This window comes from Bacteroides fluxus YIT 12057 (genome assembly GCF_000195635.1).
GTDB classification, from domain to species: domain Bacteria; phylum Bacteroidota; class Bacteroidia; order Bacteroidales; family Bacteroidaceae; genus Bacteroides; species Bacteroides fluxus.
This window is the reverse complement of the sequence record NZ_GL882692.1, coordinates 1-19,311: the sequence shown is the minus strand read 5'-3', so window position 1 is coordinate 19,311 and position 19,311 is coordinate 1. Positions and strand designations below refer to the sequence as shown.

Genomic DNA, 19,311 nt, shown 5'->3' with positions numbered 1-19,311 from the left:
AGCAATGAAAACAGTTATCATAGACAATTACGACTCTTTCACTTACAACCTTGCCCATTTGGTGAAAGAACTCGGCGTAGAAACAGACGTTCTGCGCAACGACCAATTCAATCTTGAAGACCTGGCTCCCTACAGCAAGATCATACTCTCGCCCGGTCCCGGCATTCCCGAAGAAGCCGGACTGCTGCTGGATACCATCCGCACTTATGCCGGACGGAAACCGATACTGGGCGTTTGCCTCGGCGAACAAGCCATCGGCCAGGCATTCGGAGGAAAACTTGTCAACCTGAGCAAGGTATTCCACGGAGTGCAGACGAAGGTGAGAACCGGAAACTGTAAAGAGAAAAAAGGAGAAATCGAAGAGAGAACCCAAGGAAATGTCATGCTCGAAGAAGACTACATCTTCCGCGACTTACCCGAGGAGATTCCCGTAGGACGGTATCATTCCTGGGTAGTGGATACGGAAGGATTCCCCGGAGAGTTGGCAGTAACCGCCCTCAGCCCCGAAGGGCAAATCATGGCACTGAAGCACCGGAAATATGATATTCATGGCATTCAATTCCATCCGGAATCCATACTGACTCCGGACGGGAAAACCATCCTGAAGAACTGGCTTTTCAAATGAACGGCATTTCAAAAAGGAGTAACTTTAACTGTAAATATCAAGATGAAAGCAATATTGTCCCGTCTCTTCAACCATGAAGAACTTACTTCGGAGGAAACCAAGCAAATCCTCCTGAATATTACCAGGGAGATGTACCCGGAAGCGCAGATAGCCGCCCTGCTCACCGCATTTCAGATGCGCGGAATCACGGTTGACGAACTCACCGGATTCCGTGAAGCACTGATGGAAACACGTATTCCGATAGACTTTGCCCCTTACCGGCCTATAGATATCGTGGGCACGGGAGGAGACGGCAAGAACACGTTCAACATCTCCACCTGCGCCTGTTTCATTGTAGCCGGTGCCGGTTACAAAGTTGCCAAGCACGGTAATTATGGCGCCACTTCCGTCAGCGGTGCCAGCAATGTCATCGAGCAGCACGGAGTGCGCTTCACCAACAATCCCGACATTCTGAAACGCAGTATGGAGGAGTGCAACATTGCCTATCTGCACGCCCAACTGTTCAACCCGGCCATGAAATTGGTAGGGCCTGTCCGCAAGGCATTGGGGGTACGTACTCTATTTAACCTGCTCGGCCCGCTGGTCAATCCCTGCCAGCCCTCCTATCAGTTGCTCGGAGTTGCCGACCTCTCGCAAATGCGGCTTTACACCCACGTGTTCTACAAATTAGGTATCGACTTTGCCGTAGTCAACAGCCTTGACAACTACGACGAAATTTCACTGACTGACGAGTTCAAGGTGATGACCCGCAACTACGAACGCATTTATCGCCCGCAGGCGCTTGGCTTCAGGGACGCCCATCCTGAAGAACTCTCGGGGGGAGCCTGCAAGGAAGATGCCGCCCGCATATTCGACAATATCCTGGCCAACTGTGCCACGGCAGCCCAGACCCAATGCGTGATTGTCAATGCTGCGTTTGCCATCCAGATCATGGAGCCGGAGAAAGAGATTGAAGAGTGCATCGCCATTGCCCGCGAATCCCTGGAAAGCGGGCGGGCATTGCAGGCACTGAAGAAATTCATAGAGATTAACAGCCATATTTGATTAACAATGAAAGATATTTTATCCGAAATAATTGCCCACAAGAAAGTAGAGATCGCATCACAGAAAGACGCCGTTTCTTTGCAGCATCTGCGCGGACAAGCTGCCATCGTCCTACATGAAGGCACTACGCCCTGCCGCAGTATGAAAAGCGCCCTTGCCGCTTCAGCCACAGGCATCATCGCCGAGTTCAAGCGCCGGTCTCCCTCCAAAGGCTGGATTAACGAGAGCGCCCGGTCGGAAGAGATTCCCGTAGCCTACGAAGCCGGCGGCGCTTCTGCCCTCTCCATACTTACAGACGAAAGATTCTTCGGCGGTTCCCTGCGTGACATCCGCACGGCACGCCCGCTGGTCAATATCCCTATCCTGCGCAAGGATTTCATCATTGACGAGTATCAACTTTTGCAAGCCCGTATTGTCGGCGCCGATGCCGTGCTGCTCATTGCAGCCTGCCTCACCCCGGAGCAATGCAATGACCTCACCCTCCTTGCCCATGAGCTCGGCCTGGAGGTGCTACTTGAAATTCACAGCCCTTCAGAACTCTCCTATATAAATAAGGAGATAGATATGGTCGGGGTCAACAACCGTAACCTCGGTTCTTTCACCACCGATGTGGAAAACTCATTCCGAATAGCCGGACAACTCCGCGAAGCTACCAACGGAACGGAATTTCCACTGTTGGTATCCGAAAGCGGCATCTCCAGTCCCGCCACTCTGCACAACCTGCGTGCTGCCGGCTTCCACGGTTTCCTTATCGGTGAAACCTTCATGAAAACAGCAAGTCCGGGCGATGCACTGAAAGAGTTTATAAAGGTCAGTGACAGACTGTAAAAAATAATTATTAATTATTCATAAACCGATAAACAGTAAAACACCATGGCTACCCTTATCAAAGTATGCGGAATGACCGAAGCGGAGAACATCCGCAATGTAGAACAACTGGGCGTGGATATGATTGGCTTTATTTTCTACCCCAAATCTCCCCGTTGCCTGTGCGAAATGCCCGAGTACCTGCCCACACACGCTAAACGTGTAGGTGTCTTCGTCAACGAAAACAAAGAGAATATCCTGATGTATGCCGACCGTTTCAGTCTGGACTACATCCAGCTGCACGGAACGGAATCACCCGAATATTGCCGCTCCCTGCAAAGCCACGGCCTGCGCCTCATCAAGGTATTTTCCATTTCTCACCTGAAAGACCTGCTCGCCACCTCAAGCTACAACGGTCTGTGCGACTACTATCTTTTCGATACGAAAACACCCTGCTACGGCGGCTCGGGCAACCAGTTCGACTGGAACCTGCTGTACCGCTACAGCGGTCCCACCCCTTTTCTGCTCAGCGGCGGCATCAATCCCTACAGCGCAAAATCCATCAAGGAATTCCGTCATTCCCGCTTTGCAGGCATCGACCTCAACAGCCGCTTCGAAACGGCGCCGGGCATAAAAGACACAGAGCGTATCGAAACCTTTCTGAGAGAACTGAAAGAAAGTTCGATTTGACGATGTACCGTTTACGACCAGAATCAGATTCACAGATAAAAATCACAAATAAAACTAACCGTAAACGGTACATCATAAAATCATAGAATTGTAAAATCATAAAATCGTAAACAACAATGGTAAACCGCATCCACCCACTTTTCCAGGACAGCCCCAAGAATCTGCTGTCCATATACTTCTGTGCCGGCTGTCCGAACCTGGAAGGTACAGCCGATGTTATCCGTACCCTTGAAAAGAACGGAGTCAACATGATAGAAATCGGCATCCCGTTCAGCGACCCGATGGCTGACGGCATCGTCATCCAAAACGCCGCCACCCGCGCCCTCCGGAACGGCATGTCCCTCCGCCTCCTTTTCGAACAGCTGCAGGACATTCGCCGTGACGTCCACATCCCGCTCATCCTCATGGGCTACCTCAACCCCATCATGCAATTCGGTTTCGAGAATTTCTGCCGGAAGTGTACCGAATGCGGCATCGACGGTGTCATCATCCCCGACCTCCCCTTCAAGGATTACGAAGAAAGTTACAAGGCCATTGCCCGGAAATGTGACATACGGGTCATCATGCTCATCACTCCCGAAACCGATGAATCCCGTGTCCGCGAAATTGATGCCCATACAGACAGTTTCATCTACATGGTTTCCAGTGCAGCCACCACCGGCGCCCAAAAAGACTTCGACATCCAAAAGCAGGCCTACTTCAAGAAGATACAGGATATGAATCTCCGCAATCCCCTCATGGTGGGTTTCGGAATCAGCAACAAACAGACATTTGACGCTGCCTGCAGCAACTCCTCCGGTGCCATCATCGGCAGCCGTTTCGTCACTTTGCTCAATGAAGCCGGTGGGAACACTGAAAAAGCGATAAAAAAACTGAAGGAAGAAATCGGAAGGTAATCACTTTTTCACTATCTTTGTGCCCCGAAAAGAACGCAAATACAATATTTATGAAAGCCAATTGCCCTTCCGTACTATTGATTTACACAGGTGGAACTATCGGAATGATAGAAAACCCGGAAACCGGTGCCCTTGAAAACTTTAATTTCGACCACTTGCTCAAACATGTTCCGGAATTGAAACGTTTCAACTATCACATCTCCTCACATCCATTCGACCCTCCCATCGATTCTTCGGATATGGAGCCCTCTTTCTGGGCAAAGATTGTCGAAATCATTCACCGCAACTATGACCGCTTTGACGGCTTTGTCATCCTGCACGGCACTGACACAATGGCCTACACTGCCTCTGCCCTCAGCTTCATGCTCGAAAATCTTTCCAAACCCGTCATTCTTACCGGCTCGCAACTTCCCATCGGTACCTTACGCACCGACGGCAAGGAAAACCTCATCACCTCCATCGAAATAGCCGCTGCCAAGAATCCTGACGGTACCCCCGCAGTTCCCGAGGTATGTATCTTTTTTGAAAACGAACTGATGAGGGGCAACCGGACAACCAAAATCAATGCCGAGAATTTCAACGCTTTCCGTTCCTTCAACTATCCCGCCCTGGCAAAAGCAGGCATTCATATCCGCTATAACGAGCATTTGATCCGCCGCCCGGACCCGTCACGTTCCATGAAGCCGCACTACCTTTTCGATACCAACGTCGTGGTGCTCACCCTCTTCCCCGGCATACAGGAAAGTATCATCAACTCCGTACTGCACGTTCCGGGGCTGAAAGCTGTAGTCCTCAAGACTTTCGGTTCCGGGAATGCCCCCCAGAAGGAATGGTTCATCCGCCAATTGAAGGATGCCTCGGAACGTGGAATCGTCATTGTCAACATCACCCAATGCCAAAGCGGTGCTGTAGAAATGGGACGTTACGAAACCGGACTTCATCTGCTTCAGGCAGGTGTGATCAGCGGTTACGACAGCACTCCCGAATGTGCGGTCACCAAACTTATGTTCCTCCTCGGACACGGACTGACACAAGAAGAAATCCGTTACCGCATGAACTCCGACCTCGCAGGCGAAATCACCAAAGACTAAGCCTGCCGGACCATATGAACAGCATATACAACTTTTCCAAAGGTTAAAAAGCCTGTTTTTGGCAAGAAACACTTATTCATAGAATAAAAAAAACAATTATCACAAGCTATATTCCAAAGAATATGCCTAATTTTGTGGCGTGAGGAATCAAAAACTTGATTATTTTAGGCAAACAAAACAATATCGAAAGATAAAAACGCACATCGGATTAGCTTATGAAATCATTAAATTATTTTTCGGCAATGACCGCCATTGCATGCACATTGACATTTACCGGTTGTACAGAGGATGTGTATGATCCCGAGAGAGGGATACAAACAGAGCCCAAGGAAAACCCATTAGGAGAAGATTTTATTGCTCCCGACGGCTTTAACTGGTCAATGATCAACTCCATCAATCTGAATGTTGCGGTCAAGGATGAATTCAACGGGCGATACAATTATCTGATAGAAGTGTTTACAGCCAATCCTTTGAATGACCCGGCAGCCACTCCCATTGCAGCCGGAATGGCAAAAGGCGGCAGCGACTACACAGCCGGCATCAATATATCCAACGCCATAAAGCGCCTGTATATCCGGCAGACAGACCCGAAACAGCGTAAAGAAATTTACGAATACGAAGTCCCGGAACATGGAGGGACATTGCACTGCAAGCCGTACATCGCACAGACCGACACGCGCGCTTACGGCACCGCACATGCAGAAAGTGCCATTGCCGACCCGTCATATACGGAGCCGGCTATCCCGGCAGATGCCAAGGAACTGAAGAATGAGGACTATCCATGGGGATGCAGCTTATGGAATGCCGGAAACTACCTCATAAAGTCCGGTACCACCTTCAGCCAACCAATCACGGCAGGACAGGGAGTCAACATTTACATTCAAGGAACTTTCAGCGGGAAAAGCATCACATTGCAGAATAATGCAACCTTGACCGTCTCAAGCGACGGACAAGCGGATTGCACATCCCTGACAGCCCAATCGGCCAGCCGAATCAAGAATTTCAACGTGCTGACAACAGACCATGCAAAGCTGCAAGAATCAGCCGAGTTCTATAATAAAGGTATATTTACAGGAAAAACAAGAATAGAAATACAAGCCGGAAGCGTGAGATTCTACAACCTCGGTACCACTGTCTCAAGTAAAGAATTCCATGCCGGTACAAGCCAGATACTGAACAAAGGAGAAATCAAAGCTACCGGCCTGCTTTCGTTGGTCTCCGCACAGTTTGACAATCAAGGCAAAATCGGAACCGTTCATCCGGCAGACAAACTGACTATCCAAATGAACGGGAATTCCGACGCTATCCTCAACAACTTCGGGAACGCCACCATTCACGCCACCTCCATCATGAACGGATCTACCGTCAACAATCATGGAACAATCGTTCTGAATACATACGACACTCAAAACAATGGAGCCAGCTCCATATACAACGCCTGTACCTTCATCATATCCGACCTGTTTGTATTCAGCGGCACACTAATACTGGACAATGGCTCCATCACAGGACCACAGGATGGAAAGACGTGGAAACCGGTCAAAAACTTCACCTTTTACAACAGCGCAAAGGCCATACTGAAGAACAGTTCCATTATTCTGGCCGAAAAACTCACCGGCGGGAATACAGGAACATGCACCGGTGAAGGAACCTCCCTCTCCATGATAAAAGCCGCGGAAACTTACTACCCCGGTAAAAACACATTCAATGGCCTGATCCTGGATCTTGGAAAAGAATATGTCCGTAAATACAATTGGCAAGACAACAAGACCGATTATTACCCGTTAGGAAGTGAAGACTGGCAAGTGACAAAGACCCACTGCTCGTCCGTCGGCACCGATGCATCAAAATACACCGTCGAAACGTGTGCGGGCATCATTTATGACGGCAATGAAGGCAGTACGCCAACTAATCCTGAATTTCCGATAGAAACAGGTGAAAGCAATGTCTATACCTTTGCCTTCGAAGATAACTGGCCCGCATACGGAGACTTCGAACTGAATGACCTCGTCCTTGTGATGCCGGTCAAAAAACTCCAGCTAAACGGTGACAACCACGTAACGCGTCTTAGAATGCGGATAGAAGTCCGTGCCGTAGGAGCATCCAAAACCTTGGGAGCCGGCATCCGTTTCCTTCAATTGCCAGCCGGCCTGCAACCGGACAAATTCACGGTCAACGGTACGGCAAGTTCCTTTGAAAAAGGACAGAACGCCCCTACCTACATCCTCTTTGACAACGCCCACCTCACCTTATGGGGAAACGATGACTATAAAGAAAATGGCCCGTTCATCAATACCCTGCCCAACGGGGTCAACTGCAAATACGATACCAAAGGATTCGATATCATTATGGAAATCCCCGCTTCGGCAGGCATCAAGGCAGACGCCTTCAACATCAACCATATAGACGTCTTCGCCATCACATCCCCCGCCACAGTCAAGTCTTTACGCACCGAAGTGCATGTGGTTGGTTTCAAGCCTACCGAACTGGCAAACACCAGATATTTCGACCAAGGAAATGACCGGTCCCTGACCAAAGGCCAATACTATGTCAGCAACGAGAATCTGGCATGGGCCGTTGTCATCCCTACCGAATTCCCATGGCCTATGGAGCACTACAAGATTTCCTCCGTATATCCCTATTTCAAGAAATGGGTGACCACCGGCGGCAAAGAAGACGGAGATGAAAGCGGAAACGGAAAATGGTACAACTATAACAACGGAGAAATATACCCTCTGACCCAGTTGTCTCCTATAAAGGAAGATTAGAGATCCGTACTTTTTACTTCCTCACTCAAAGTGTGAAACAACATCAGACGGTATGACTTCTCACACTTTTGGAGGAAACAGTTAATAATCATTAATGCATTCTTGTTTTTATTACCAATTATATAAAAAGATAATAATAACATGTATTTTTGTTTATAGCAAACAAGGTATATAACATAAACAATGAAAACAATATTATTTGTAGATGACAAACCTGCCATAGGTAAGGTACTTTCTGTCTATTTAGGAAAAGAAAACGATTTAGTATATGTGGAAGATCCCATCAGAGCCATAGAATGGCTGAACGAAGGAAACGAACCCGCACTTATCATCTCAGACATACGGATGCCCCGAATGACCGGCAGTGAATTTTTATGCTATCTGAAAAGCAACGCCCTTTTCAGGCACATCCCTGTTGTCATGCTCTCCAGTGAAGAAAGTACTACAGAACGGATCAACCTGCTCAATGCCGGTGCCGAAGACTATATCCTGAAGCCTTTCAACCCCATGGAACTGAAGGCACGTATCAAGAAATATCTCTAAACTCCCATCATAACAAGGATATGCTATATTATATCTACATAGGGAACGACCATACCATCATAAACCACTTGAGCAAAGTCACAGACGGTATGTTCATGGCTGTCCCGTCCTGCAACAAAGCGACAAAGGTCATCGACGGTATCCGCGAACGGTACAACACCTCCATTCTCTATGAGCAAAACAACGCGGAAGAGGATTGCAGGAACATATCCTTCCTGCACAAACGCTTTCCCCGTGTCTATATCATTCTCATCACGAAACTGCTGCAGGACCGGGACCGCAGGCTCTACCTGCAGGCAGGGGTCAACAATACGCTACCTCCCGAAGCAAATGAGAGTTCGATCCGGCAAATGACCCGGTTTCTCAAAACACGCAAGGAAAGCAAGCTGCAGGAATTCAGTTTGTATCACCGCAAGTCGCTCAACGAATTCCGATTGCCCTTGTGGAAACGGCTGTTTGACATCTTTTTTGCCGCAGGGGTACTCATCGCGTTGTCACCGTTGCTTATAGCCACAGTCATAGCCATCCGCATGGAAAGCAGGGGAAGGATCATTTACAAGTCACAACGTGTCGGGAGTAATTACCGCATATTCAACTTTCTCAAGTTCCGTTCCATGTACGCCAATGCGGACAAGCATCTGAAGGAACTGAACTCTCTGAACCAGTACAAGATGGAAGAAGAGGCAGCTGACGAGAAACCGGATATCCGGTTTGAGGACCTTGTGGGGAGTGAGGAGGAAGAAGCCACCTTACTGATATCGGACGATTTCGTGATTTCGGAAGAAGATTTCCTGAAAAAGAAATCCCAAGAGAAACAAAATGCTTTTGTCAAGATAGAAAATGACCCGCGCGTCACCCGTGTAGGACGCTTCATCCGCAAATACAGCATTGATGAATTGCCCCAGCTCATCAATGTCCTGAATGGAGACATGAGCATCGTAGGAAACCGCCCCCTGCCCCTCTACGAGGCAGAGCTGTTGACCAGCGACGACTACGTGGAACGCTTCATGGCACCTTCCGGGCTGACAGGGCTGTGGCAGGTGGAAAAACGTGGCGGAGCCGGAAAAATGTCCGCTGAAGAACGGAAACAACTGGACATCAAATATGCCAGGAATTTCTCATTCTGGATGGACATGAAGATTCTGCTCAGAACAGCGACGGCGTTTGTACAGAAAGAGAATGTATAATGATTTTCAAAACCTCCTGTTGCTTTATGAAATGTAGAATGAGAAATAAACATAATCTGGCTCACACATATAAAATCATATTTTTTGCTTTGTTGTGCTATTCAGGCAATATTGTAGCTCAACAAGATATGACACGTTCTGAACGCATCAAAACATTACAGTTATTGAAAGAGAGTGACGCTGAATTAGAAAAGGCCGTTCAACCCCAAAGTACAGACAAGATTTCCAAAGAGATCAACAATCTGGAACTGCCTCCCCTTTCGGCTTTTTTGGATGCGGTGACGGAAAACGCCAGCGTGAAACGCGCCCAGTCCCAGGTAGAACAAGTGAAAAACGAATACCGCCTTCAAAAAAGAGACTGGTGGAACTACTTCCGTCTGAACAGCAATTACACCTACGGTTACTACAACATGCTCGACAACAACAGCACTACTACCGAGAATTGGTATCAGACCTCCACATCCAGTTTTCGTCATTCATTCTATGTAGGAGCCAATATCAGTGTCAGCCTCAGTGATCTATTCAATCGTCCCCTAAAATTGAAAAAATACAAGTATGACATTGAGCAGTTGCAATATACACAAGAGGAGGTCATGGAAGACCGCAAGCTGAAAGTTCTTGATGCTTATAACTCCGTGACAGAACAACTTGCAACCATCAAGGCAAAAGCAGAATCAGCCGCACTCTACAACGCCCAAATGAAAATATCAGAAAATAACTTCATCAACGGGACTATCGACATCATCTCCCTTTCCTTAGAAAGGAGCAGACGCTCTACTGCCGTGGTACAATATGAACAGGCACGTGTAAGCCTCCACAACGCCATCATCCTGCTGGAGATGCTGACCAATGTAAAAATCATCAAAGACAAATAATCCCTATGGATGTAATACAGTTCATATCCCTATTTCTTTACCGCATCCGTTACCGAATGTTATGGGGAAGTCTCATTGTAACTGCCTTGGTGATTTATTTCACCCAATTCTTACCGTTCAGCTACACAGTAAACAGCAGTATTTATGCAGGTGTGACCAACGCAAGTGCCGTTACAGAAGAAAGTTTCAATTTTTTCTCAATCAACAGCACATTCGACAATATCATTAACATTGGTAAATCCAAAGGAACTTTGGAAAAAGTCTCCGTCCGCCTGCTCGCCACCTGTCTGGTTCATGGCGACGAAAACAAAGACACCCCCTACCTCCTTGCCAAGCATTACCGGCAACTGATAAAAAACACACCGAAAGAGGTTCTTGCATTGGTTGACCGCGAGTCGGTCAGCAAAACCACCGAAAACCTGTTCAAATACCGCAAGCCCAACCAAGGTAATTTCGTATTCACCCTCTTCAGTCGGCCTACAAGTCCTTTCTTCAGTTATAATGCATTAAGTAAAATCGTCATCAAACGTCTTGGCAACAGCGATTTGATAGACATCACCTATACTTGCGGCGACCCCGGTATCACTCAGAACACTCTTATTCTTCTGGAAGATGAACTGACCAAAGCTTATGAGATATTGCGGTTCAGTTCGACCAGAAATGTAATAGCCTACTTTGAAGAACAAGTAAAAAAAGCGAAAAGCATTCTCACCAAAGAGGAGGATGACTTGATGCGCTACAGCGTACAAGAGGAAGTCATTAACTATGGAGAACAGACCAAAGCCCTCGCCATTACCAAATATGAAGTGGATGACCGCTATGAACTCACCAAAAGAGAATACGCAGGGGCACGAGCCTTACTCGACATGCTGGAAAAGAAAATGGATATACGTGCCCGCCTGATGCGTACTAATACCAACCTATTGCAAGAATTGGACAAGGTCAGCAAGTTGAACGAGAAGATTACGGAACAAGAAATCTTCACTACCGATACAGAACATAGTAAGAATGAAGAGCTTTTGAAAAGCAAACGCGAGTTGAAACAGGCAGAGGACAACATCAGCCGCCTGTCCGACAATATCAATGAATATGCTTTCTCCAAGGAAGGAGTCGGTATCCAGAATATGGTCAATGAATGGTTGCTGGCGGTGATCAATGAAGCCAAGGCCAAGGCGGAGCTTAAAGTTCTGGACGAACGCCGGGAAGATATCCGTGAAGGCTACAAGGCGCTTTCTCCCGTAGGTACTCAAGTAAACCGTAAAGAACGTGCGGTGGGCATTGCGGAAGATACTTACCGCGAAGTCCTCCGTGGATTATCCGAGGCTCGTCTCCGTCTGAAAAATATTGAAATGAGTACCAGCAACCTTCAAATCATTACCCCTCCGGAGTATCCTCTGACTGATAATGGACGCAAACGAGCCTTGTTCATCGCTGCCGCTTTCTTCGGCAGTCTGATATTTATCATAGGACTCTCCTTGCTGGTTGAACTCATAGACAGAACCCTACGGGACGTAGAACGTAGCAAGCGGCTTACCGGACTACCTGTAATCGCTGCATTCAATGGAATCAGCAACCTGAAGTTCCGCGGTTTCCTCAAAGCATGCAACCGCCGTGCAGCCGCATACGCCTGCCAGCAACTTAACCAATATCTCGTACCGGGAAAAACGACTGTCATCAACCTGCTCAGCATGGAAGAACGGGAGGGGAAATCGTTCCTTGCCAAGTACTTTGCCGACTATTGGAGAACAGAAAGCTTGAATGTCCGTATCGTCACCCATCAGTCGGATTTTGAAATAGAAGACAAAAAATATGTACAGGCCCGGCAACTGTCGGACTTCTGGCAAAAGAATGAAGCCGAAAAGATTCCTGACATACTGCTGGTAGAATATCCCGCTCTGTGCCACCATACAGTACCGGAATCCGTGCTAGCCACTGCGGACGTCAACTTACTGATAGCCAATGCAGCGCGTTTATGGAGTGCCAAGGATGACGCACGCTTGCGTTCCTTGCGGAAAACACTGTCCGGGAAACCTTTCTACCTCTACCTCAACAATGCCGACCGTGAAGTAGTGGAATCATTCACCGGTCCGCTTCCACCTTACAACCCTGCGCACAGTTTCCTCAGTAATCTGGCCCAATTGGGACTGACCTCCCACAAGGCAGCGGTAAAATAAAAGCCAAGATGATAGAACAAGGATACATATCACCCAAACTGCTACTTTATGCAGGCCTTATCACAGGATTGGCAGTCATAGCGATCTGCTCCGGCAGCGGAAGCCTGTCCGGAGTCATCGCAGTCATGTTGCTTCCGGTGGCTTTGTATTACCTGATACAGACGCTGCGTTTCCCGGTAGTCGCCTTCTATGGGCTGTTCATACTCAACTACTTCATCAACTATATCATACGCTACGGCCAGTTATCCGGTTTCAGCGTAATCATGGACGTCGGTTTGTTCGGCACACTGTTTATCGCTCTGACCCACTCCATACTAAGCCGGAAACTTCCGTGGGAGAACGGTAGAAACATACTTACAGCAGGCTGCCTCCTATGGAGCCTCTACTGTCTTCTTGAAGTAGCCAATCCCACTGCCACTTTCGAGGCATGGAGCGCTTCACGAGGAATCATATACACCGGGCTTCTGACCGCTTTTTTGGGCAGCGTGCTCATCAACCGGCTAAAGTACGTGAAACAGCTTGTCTTTATCTTATCTATATTGGTGCTGCTGGCAGTGTTGAAAACTCTTATCCAGAAATATATAGGATTCGACTCTTTAGAGAAAGTATGGCTCGCCCAAGGCGGTGCCAAAACACACATCATCGCTACGGGTACCCGCTACTTCTCTTTCTTTACGGATGCAGGCAATCTCGGTTCCAATATGGGTATGGCCGGTGTGCTTTACGGCATCATTGCCTTCTATACTCCCGAAAAGCGGTATAAAATCTATTACGCCATCGTCGCTTCATTGGGAATATATGCCATGTTCCTTTCCGGAACCCGCGGAGCCATAGCCGTCCCGTTGGGCGGAATGCTACTTTTCGCCTTGATAAACAAGCAAGTCAGTATGATGCTGATGACTGGTCTGCTCGGCATCAGCATTTACATATTCTTCGCCCATACCTACATAGGCCAGGACAACCCCATGATACGCCGCATGCGTACGGCTTTCAATCCCACGGAAGACGCTTCGTACAACGTGCGTGCAGAAAACAAGAAGAAATTGGCGGTATATCTCAAAAAACGTCCTTTCGGTGAAGGCCTGGGGCTGGGCGGTGTGGAAGCGCAACGTTTCGCCATGCGCGTCACCACAGTTATCCCCCATGATTCCACCTACGTAAAACTATGGATGGAAACCGGAATAGTCGGCCTTTCACTATATCTGGGAGTACTTATCACAAGTCTTTTGCGGGCATGCTACATAGTGATGTTCCGCATCAAGAACAAAGAGTTCCGGGGAATACTCACAGCCATGCTGTGCGGTGTGTTCGGACTGATGGTCAGCGCCTATGGCAATGCCTTCTTCAATCAGTTCCCCACCCAGATCATCGTATTCACTTTCTTGGCTGCAACATTGAACGGACAACGGATAGACGCTTGCATTCACAGACAAAATATAACAAACTAAATAAACGGAAACATGAATCTTGATATCTTCTCCATATTCAACCCGGGCTGGTGGATGAACGACAACAACAATACACTGCAAATAACAGATTCCATATTGTTCCTTTTCATGGCCATACCGGTACTATACCTGTTTGTCTGTGCCCTCTTCTCATTGGGACGGTACAGAAACCCCTACCCTGCCAGCAGGATAAAGCATCGCTTCCTGGTACTGTTTACCGTATTGCGCGACGGGAAAGAAGTCATAGAATCCGTCAGCCACTTTCTGGAGAACCAAGATTATCCGCGCGAAAAATACGACATAGCCGTAGCTGCCACCCGACTGCCTGAAGAAGACTTGATGACATTATTGCAAATGCCCGTCAACATTGTGGTTCCGGATAATGACCGATGTACCAAAGTCTATGCTATCCAACAAGTCATGGAACGCTATTCTCCCGACGAGTATGACATGATAGTCATCTTCAATTCCGACAACAAAGCGGTCTCCAACGCCTTATGTCTATTCAACAATGCCTATTACTCCGGTTGCGATGCCATGCAGGCACACCGTATGACCGAAAACTTGACCACCGACATTGCCGTGCTCAATGCCACCAGTGAAGAAATAAACAACAACATTTTCCGTAAAGGACATACCCGCATGGGGCTCTCGGCAGCCTTAATAGGATCGGCCATGGCTTTTGACTTCAAGATGTTTCATGAGATAGCCCCCACCTTGAGAGGATCAGACATCAGCAAAACGACGGAAATAGCCCTCTTAAAACAGAATATTTATACAGAATACATGGAAGAAGTGGTGTGCTACAGCAAGAAAGAAGAAAACGCCGACGGCTACGAAGCCCGCCGACTGGGATGGCTTCACTCGCAGTACAGTAGCGGACTGTTTGCCATCAGGCACCTTCCTATGGCGGTTCTGAAAGGCAAATGGGACTATTGCAACAAACTGTTCCAATGGCTGCTCCCCTCACGCTTCCTGCTGATAGCGCTTATCCTTTTTTTCACAGTTGTCACCACCGTCACAGACTGGACGCTTTGCCCCAAGTGGTACCTGCTATCGGCCGCCATGGGCTTCACGTTTATCATGGCGTTGCCCGAAGGAGAGATAGCCCTGCGCTTCAGAAAAGCGATATGGGCGTTCCCCGTCCTTATGTTCAAATCCATTTTCAGTCATGTCCTGCAGTTCAAGAAAAAAAGAAAAGCCCAATAAAGAATCTTATGAAAATAGCCATTGAAGCCCAGCGCATTTTCCGCGCCAACAAACACGGTATGGATTTCGTAGCATTGGAATCTATCCGCGAATTGCAGAAACAGAAGGACGGCAACGAATACTATGTGCTTGTAGCTCCGGGTGAAGACCGTTGCCTGGAAAATTCGTCCAACTTGTCCATTGTAGAGATAAGCTGCCCCGGTGGCTATCCGCTTTGGGAGCAAGTGGCGCTACCGCTTGCCGTCAAGAGTTTAGGAGCGGACCTGCTGCACTGCACCTCCAACACCGCACCACTGTGGTGTCCCGTGCCGTTGGTGCTGACGCTTCACGACATCATCTATCTGGAACCCCGCCAACACCGCAGTCCCTCTCTCTATCAGGAAATGGGCCGGCATTATCGCCGATTGGTAGTACCCCGCATTCTGAAGAAATGCCGGAAAATCATCACCGTTTCCCGCTTTGAGTGCGACCGCATCCGCCAGACGCTCCATATTCCCGCCGAACGTATCACCGCCATCTACAACGGCTACAATACGCACTTCCACCCGTTGCCGGACACCGATCTGCATATTGTGCAGCGATATATCCCCCAAAAGGGCTATCTGTTCTTTCTGGGCAATACCGATCCCAAAAAGAATGCGGCACGTGTGCTGAAGGCGTACAGCCTGTATCTGCAACAGTCCATTATAAAACGTCCTCTGCTCATAGCCGACCTCAAGGAAACCTATATAGACCAACTGCTGCAACAGGAGGGCATCAACGATATCAAACAATACCTGCACTTCCCCGGTTACATTCCAAACAGCGACCTCGCCACACTCTACAACGCAGCTTTTGCATTTCTCTACCCCTCGTTGCGCGAGAGTTTCGGTATTCCCATGCTGGAAGCCATGGCATGCGGCACGCCCGTCATCACAGGAAACACCTCCGCCATGCCCGAAGTGGCGGGAAGCGGCGCGCTGACCGTCAATCCCTTCAAACCGGAAGAAATTGCCGGCAAACTACTGGAACTGGAACAGCAACCGGATTTATACCAGAAGCAAAAAGAGTACGGCCTGCAAAGGGCGCGGCAGTTCTCATGGACAAAAACCGCAGAAGAACTGCTGAAAGTTTATCAATCCATAAATATCTGATGTCATGATTACAGGACGAGACTTCATCATCAGCGGCATGCAACCGTGGGACATCACGATTGGCAGCAACGCCAAAGACATAGCCATGGAAATAGCCAGACACAACCGTGTACTCTATATAAACACGCCGGTGGATAAACTGAATTACCTAAGACATCCTGAGGATGCCAACGTACAACGCATCAAGAACCTCAGAAAGAATAAAGGAAACGGGGTCAGACAGGTTTCATCCAACCTATGGGTGTTGGACTGCCCTTTCACTGTCTATCCGGTGAACAGTCTTCCCGACGGATGTTTATTCGACGCGGTAAACAAACTGAATAACCGGAAAATATACAATCACGTCCTTTCCACGGCCCGTTCAATCGGATTCAAGGATTATATTCTTTTCATAGACAATGACATCTACCGCAGTTTCTATGCCAAAAACTTTTTAAAACCCTCACTGTCCGTCTATTACAGGCGAGACAATATGGTCAGTGCTTTCTGGAAAAAACACGCTCCACGCTTAGAGCCGCTATTGTGCGGCAAAAGTGATTTGATAGTCGCCAACTCACGGCAACTGGCAGAGGCAGTCAGCCCCTATAATACCCATTGCTACGACATAGGTCAAGGCGTAGACTTGAAAAATTACCAAGCAGACGGTAACTATCCGCTTCCTGAAGATATGAAGGACATCAAACGCCCCATCATCGGTTATATGGGATGGATTACTTCCCGCCGCTTAGACGCTGACCTTATGTATGAAACGGCAAAAAAACTTCCTGAATGCTCAATGGTCTTGGTGGGTGGAGAAGACGACTATTTCAAGGCACACAAATTGCACTCACTGAAGAATGTCTTCTTTTTGGGAGCAAAGCAACAAGCAGAGACAGTAGCCTATATGTCGCATTTCGATATATGCATCAATCCGCAGCTAATCAATGAAATCACCGTCGGGAACTATCCCCGCAAAGTGGACGAATATCTGGCGTTAGGCAAACCCGTGGTAGCAACAAGAACCAAAACGATGGAGATTTTCGACAACTATGTTTTGAATTGCCTGGGAGCCTCCGAATATATACAAGCCATCCGCAAGGCATTGCAAGAGCACAATCCGGATGCAACAAAGAGACGCATCGAATTTGCGCATACACACACTTGGGAAAACAGTGTGTCAAAGTTATATGATTATATAATAAGAGCCCAACAATATGTCACTATCCAAACTAAAACAAAAAATCAAGCAGAATAAACAGATTCACGATTTCGCAATCTGGATTATCACCCCCCAGCGAAATCCCAAACCGCGATTATGGGTCAAGTTTTTTTTGAATCCACTGGTTCACAGCAGAGGAAAAGGTAGCATCATACGCCGTCCTTCACGTATGGATGTTTTTCCCTGGAAACAATTCCGCATGGGAAAAGAAACGGTTATTGAGACTTTTGCTACCGTCAACAACGGAGCAGGAGATGTGATATTGGGAGATGGGGTACGCATTGGTATCGGCTCCGTAGTGATAGGCCCAGTCACGATACAGTCGGGTGCCGGATTAGGGCAGCATGTCTTTATTTCGGGGTTCAATCACGGATATAAAGACGGAACGCAAAATTCCTCCATACAGCCTCTTGATAAAAAAGAAGTAATTATAGGGAAAGATACACATATAGGCGCCAACTCTGTGATTGTAGCGGGCGTACATATAGGATGCCGTTGCCAGATAGGAGCCGGAAGCGTTGTCACTAAAGACATACCCGACTACTCGGTAGCCGTAGGAAACCCCGCAAAAGTAATCAAGCGATATGATTTTGAAAAGAAAGAATGGATAAAACAATAAACAACCCAATGCAATGGTATCCATCATTACCGTAAACTATAACGGTTTGTCCGACACTTGCGAAATGATTGACTCATTTCTGAAAAACGAGACCTATCCTTACGAAATTATTGTAGTGGATAACGGTTCTCAATCTCCCCAGGCAGAAAAAATCAAGAAACAGTATCCCGACAAACCTCAGATTAAAGTCGTGCAGAATATCAACAACGGCTTTGCAGGAGGAAACAACGCCGGATTGAAAGTGGCAGAAGGCGATTATCTCTTCTTCATCAACAACGACGCTTTCATCACAGGACCGATATTAAAAAAATTAGTACATCGCCTCAAGGACCGACAGAACGGTGGGGTATCACCGATGTTGAAATATGGCAGTAATATGAACGTCATACAATTTGCCGGATTCACTCCCCTCTCCCCCATTACCCTGCGAAACCGGATGATAGGAGAACGAGAACCGGACCACGGGCAATACTCCTCTCCCCGTGAAATTCCCTATCTGCATGGTGCCGCCATGATGGTGCGCCGGGACGTACTGCAACGGGTAGGTCCCATGACCGACATTTTCTTTCTTTTCTATGAAGAGATAGACTGGTCCGTGCGGATACGCCGTGCCGGATACAGACTTTGGTACGAACCCGCCTCCGTGGTCTATCATAAGGAAAGCATGACGGCACAAAGAGGTACGCCACTGAGAGAATTTTATATGTCGCGCGCACGAGTACTATTTGCACGCAGAAATCTGGATGGCATAAGAAAACTGCTGGCATGTTTCTACATTTGCCTGCTGGCATCCCCTAAGAAAGCTATCTGCCATCTGCTTCACGGGCAATTCAAACTTTCGAAAGCCACGTTATGCGGCACATTCAGCGGCATAACGGCCCAATCACATTAAGGATACAGAAATCAAGAAACAAAGACAAGAAAAACGAAAGCAAATCCCCCCTTTCTGAACACGGCTCTTTAAAAAATCAACTTTATTGAGCGAATGCTCTGGGATTGTTATA

Annotated in this window: 17 protein-coding genes; all 17 read left to right on the top strand. The window is 47.9% G+C overall.

The features are described 5' to 3' along the window. Nucleotides 1–4: 4 nt before the first annotated feature. The 17 genes from HMPREF9446_RS16150 to HMPREF9446_RS16070 all read left to right on the top strand — a co-directional run bounded on the left by HMPREF9446_RS16150 (nucleotide 5) and on the right by HMPREF9446_RS16070 (nucleotide 19,199). Nucleotides 5–625, top strand: a complete 621-nt coding sequence (locus HMPREF9446_RS16150) for an anthranilate synthase component II (protein WP_009126816.1) — start codon at nucleotides 5–7, stop codon at nucleotides 623–625. Nucleotides 626–667: 42 nt separating this feature from the next. Then, on the top strand, nucleotides 668–1,669 hold the full coding sequence (trpD, locus tag HMPREF9446_RS16145; protein WP_009126815.1) for an anthranilate phosphoribosyltransferase: 1,002 nt from the start codon (nucleotides 668–670) through the stop codon (nucleotides 1,667–1,669). A gap of 6 nt (nucleotides 1,670–1,675) precedes the next feature. Next, a complete protein-coding gene (trpC, locus tag HMPREF9446_RS16140) occupies nucleotides 1,676–2,497 on the top strand; it encodes an indole-3-glycerol phosphate synthase TrpC (RefSeq protein WP_009126814.1) in 822 nt (273 codons plus the stop codon). Nucleotides 2,498–2,542: 45 nt separating this feature from the next. Beyond that, nucleotides 2,543–3,166 (top strand): phosphoribosylanthranilate isomerase, encoded by a 624-nt coding sequence (locus tag HMPREF9446_RS16135; protein ID WP_009126813.1) that lies wholly within the window; start codon nucleotides 2,543–2,545, stop codon nucleotides 3,164–3,166. A gap of 116 nt (nucleotides 3,167–3,282) precedes the next feature. After that, on the top strand, nucleotides 3,283–4,062 hold the full coding sequence (gene trpA / locus HMPREF9446_RS16130) for a tryptophan synthase subunit alpha (RefSeq protein WP_039969859.1): 780 nt from the start codon (nucleotides 3,283–3,285) through the stop codon (nucleotides 4,060–4,062). A gap of 50 nt (nucleotides 4,063–4,112) precedes the next feature. Next, a complete protein-coding gene (locus HMPREF9446_RS16125; protein ID WP_009126810.1) occupies nucleotides 4,113–5,153 on the top strand; it encodes an asparaginase in 1,041 nt (346 codons plus the stop codon). A gap of 215 nt (nucleotides 5,154–5,368) precedes the next feature. Further along, entirely contained in the window at nucleotides 5,369–7,921 is a 2,553-nt protein-coding gene (locus tag HMPREF9446_RS16120; protein WP_009126809.1) for an LruC domain-containing protein, read from the top strand. Nucleotides 7,922–8,104: 183 nt separating this feature from the next. Then, a complete protein-coding gene (locus tag HMPREF9446_RS16115; protein ID WP_009126807.1) occupies nucleotides 8,105–8,464 on the top strand; it encodes a response regulator in 360 nt (119 codons plus the stop codon). Between the two features lie 20 nt (nucleotides 8,465–8,484). Then, nucleotides 8,485–9,651 carry a sugar transferase gene (locus tag HMPREF9446_RS16110; RefSeq protein ID WP_009126806.1) on the top strand — a complete coding sequence of 389 codons (1,167 nt, stop codon included), beginning with the start codon at nucleotides 8,485–8,487 and terminating at the stop codon, nucleotides 9,649–9,651. Between the two features lie 38 nt (nucleotides 9,652–9,689). Continuing rightward, nucleotides 9,690–10,526, top strand: coding sequence for a TolC family protein (locus HMPREF9446_RS16105; protein WP_009126805.1), 837 nt, complete (start codon nucleotides 9,690–9,692; stop codon nucleotides 10,524–10,526). Between the two features lie 5 nt (nucleotides 10,527–10,531). Then, a complete protein-coding gene (locus HMPREF9446_RS16100) occupies nucleotides 10,532–12,700 on the top strand; it encodes a GumC family protein (RefSeq protein ID WP_009126804.1) in 2,169 nt (722 codons plus the stop codon). An 8-nt stretch (nucleotides 12,701–12,708) separates the two neighbouring features. Then, nucleotides 12,709–14,148, top strand: coding sequence for an O-antigen ligase family protein (locus HMPREF9446_RS16095; RefSeq protein WP_009126803.1), 1,440 nt, complete (start codon nucleotides 12,709–12,711; stop codon nucleotides 14,146–14,148). Nucleotides 14,149–14,160: 12 nt separating this feature from the next. Next, complete coding sequence (locus HMPREF9446_RS16090) at nucleotides 14,161–15,357, top strand: glycosyltransferase family 2 protein (RefSeq protein ID WP_009126802.1); 1,197 nt, start codon at nucleotides 14,161–14,163, stop codon at nucleotides 15,355–15,357. 8 nt (nucleotides 15,358–15,365) lie between these two features. Continuing rightward, nucleotides 15,366–16,490: a glycosyltransferase family 4 protein gene (locus HMPREF9446_RS16085; RefSeq protein ID WP_009126801.1), complete on the top strand. Its 1,125-nt coding sequence runs from the start codon at nucleotides 15,366–15,368 to the stop codon at nucleotides 16,488–16,490. A 4-nt stretch (nucleotides 16,491–16,494) separates the two neighbouring features. Beyond that, nucleotides 16,495–17,724 carry a glycosyltransferase gene (locus HMPREF9446_RS16080; RefSeq protein ID WP_009126800.1) on the top strand — a complete coding sequence of 410 codons (1,230 nt, stop codon included), beginning with the start codon at nucleotides 16,495–16,497 and terminating at the stop codon, nucleotides 17,722–17,724. Then, nucleotides 17,684–18,307: an acyltransferase gene (locus HMPREF9446_RS16075; protein WP_009126799.1), complete on the top strand. Its 624-nt coding sequence runs from the start codon at nucleotides 17,684–17,686 to the stop codon at nucleotides 18,305–18,307. The genes HMPREF9446_RS16080 and HMPREF9446_RS16075 overlap by 41 nt, the downstream gene beginning before the upstream one ends. 13 nt (nucleotides 18,308–18,320) lie before the next feature. After that, a complete protein-coding gene (locus HMPREF9446_RS16070) occupies nucleotides 18,321–19,199 on the top strand; it encodes a glycosyltransferase family 2 protein (RefSeq protein ID WP_009126798.1) in 879 nt (292 codons plus the stop codon). Nucleotides 19,200–19,311 lie beyond the last annotated feature (112 nt).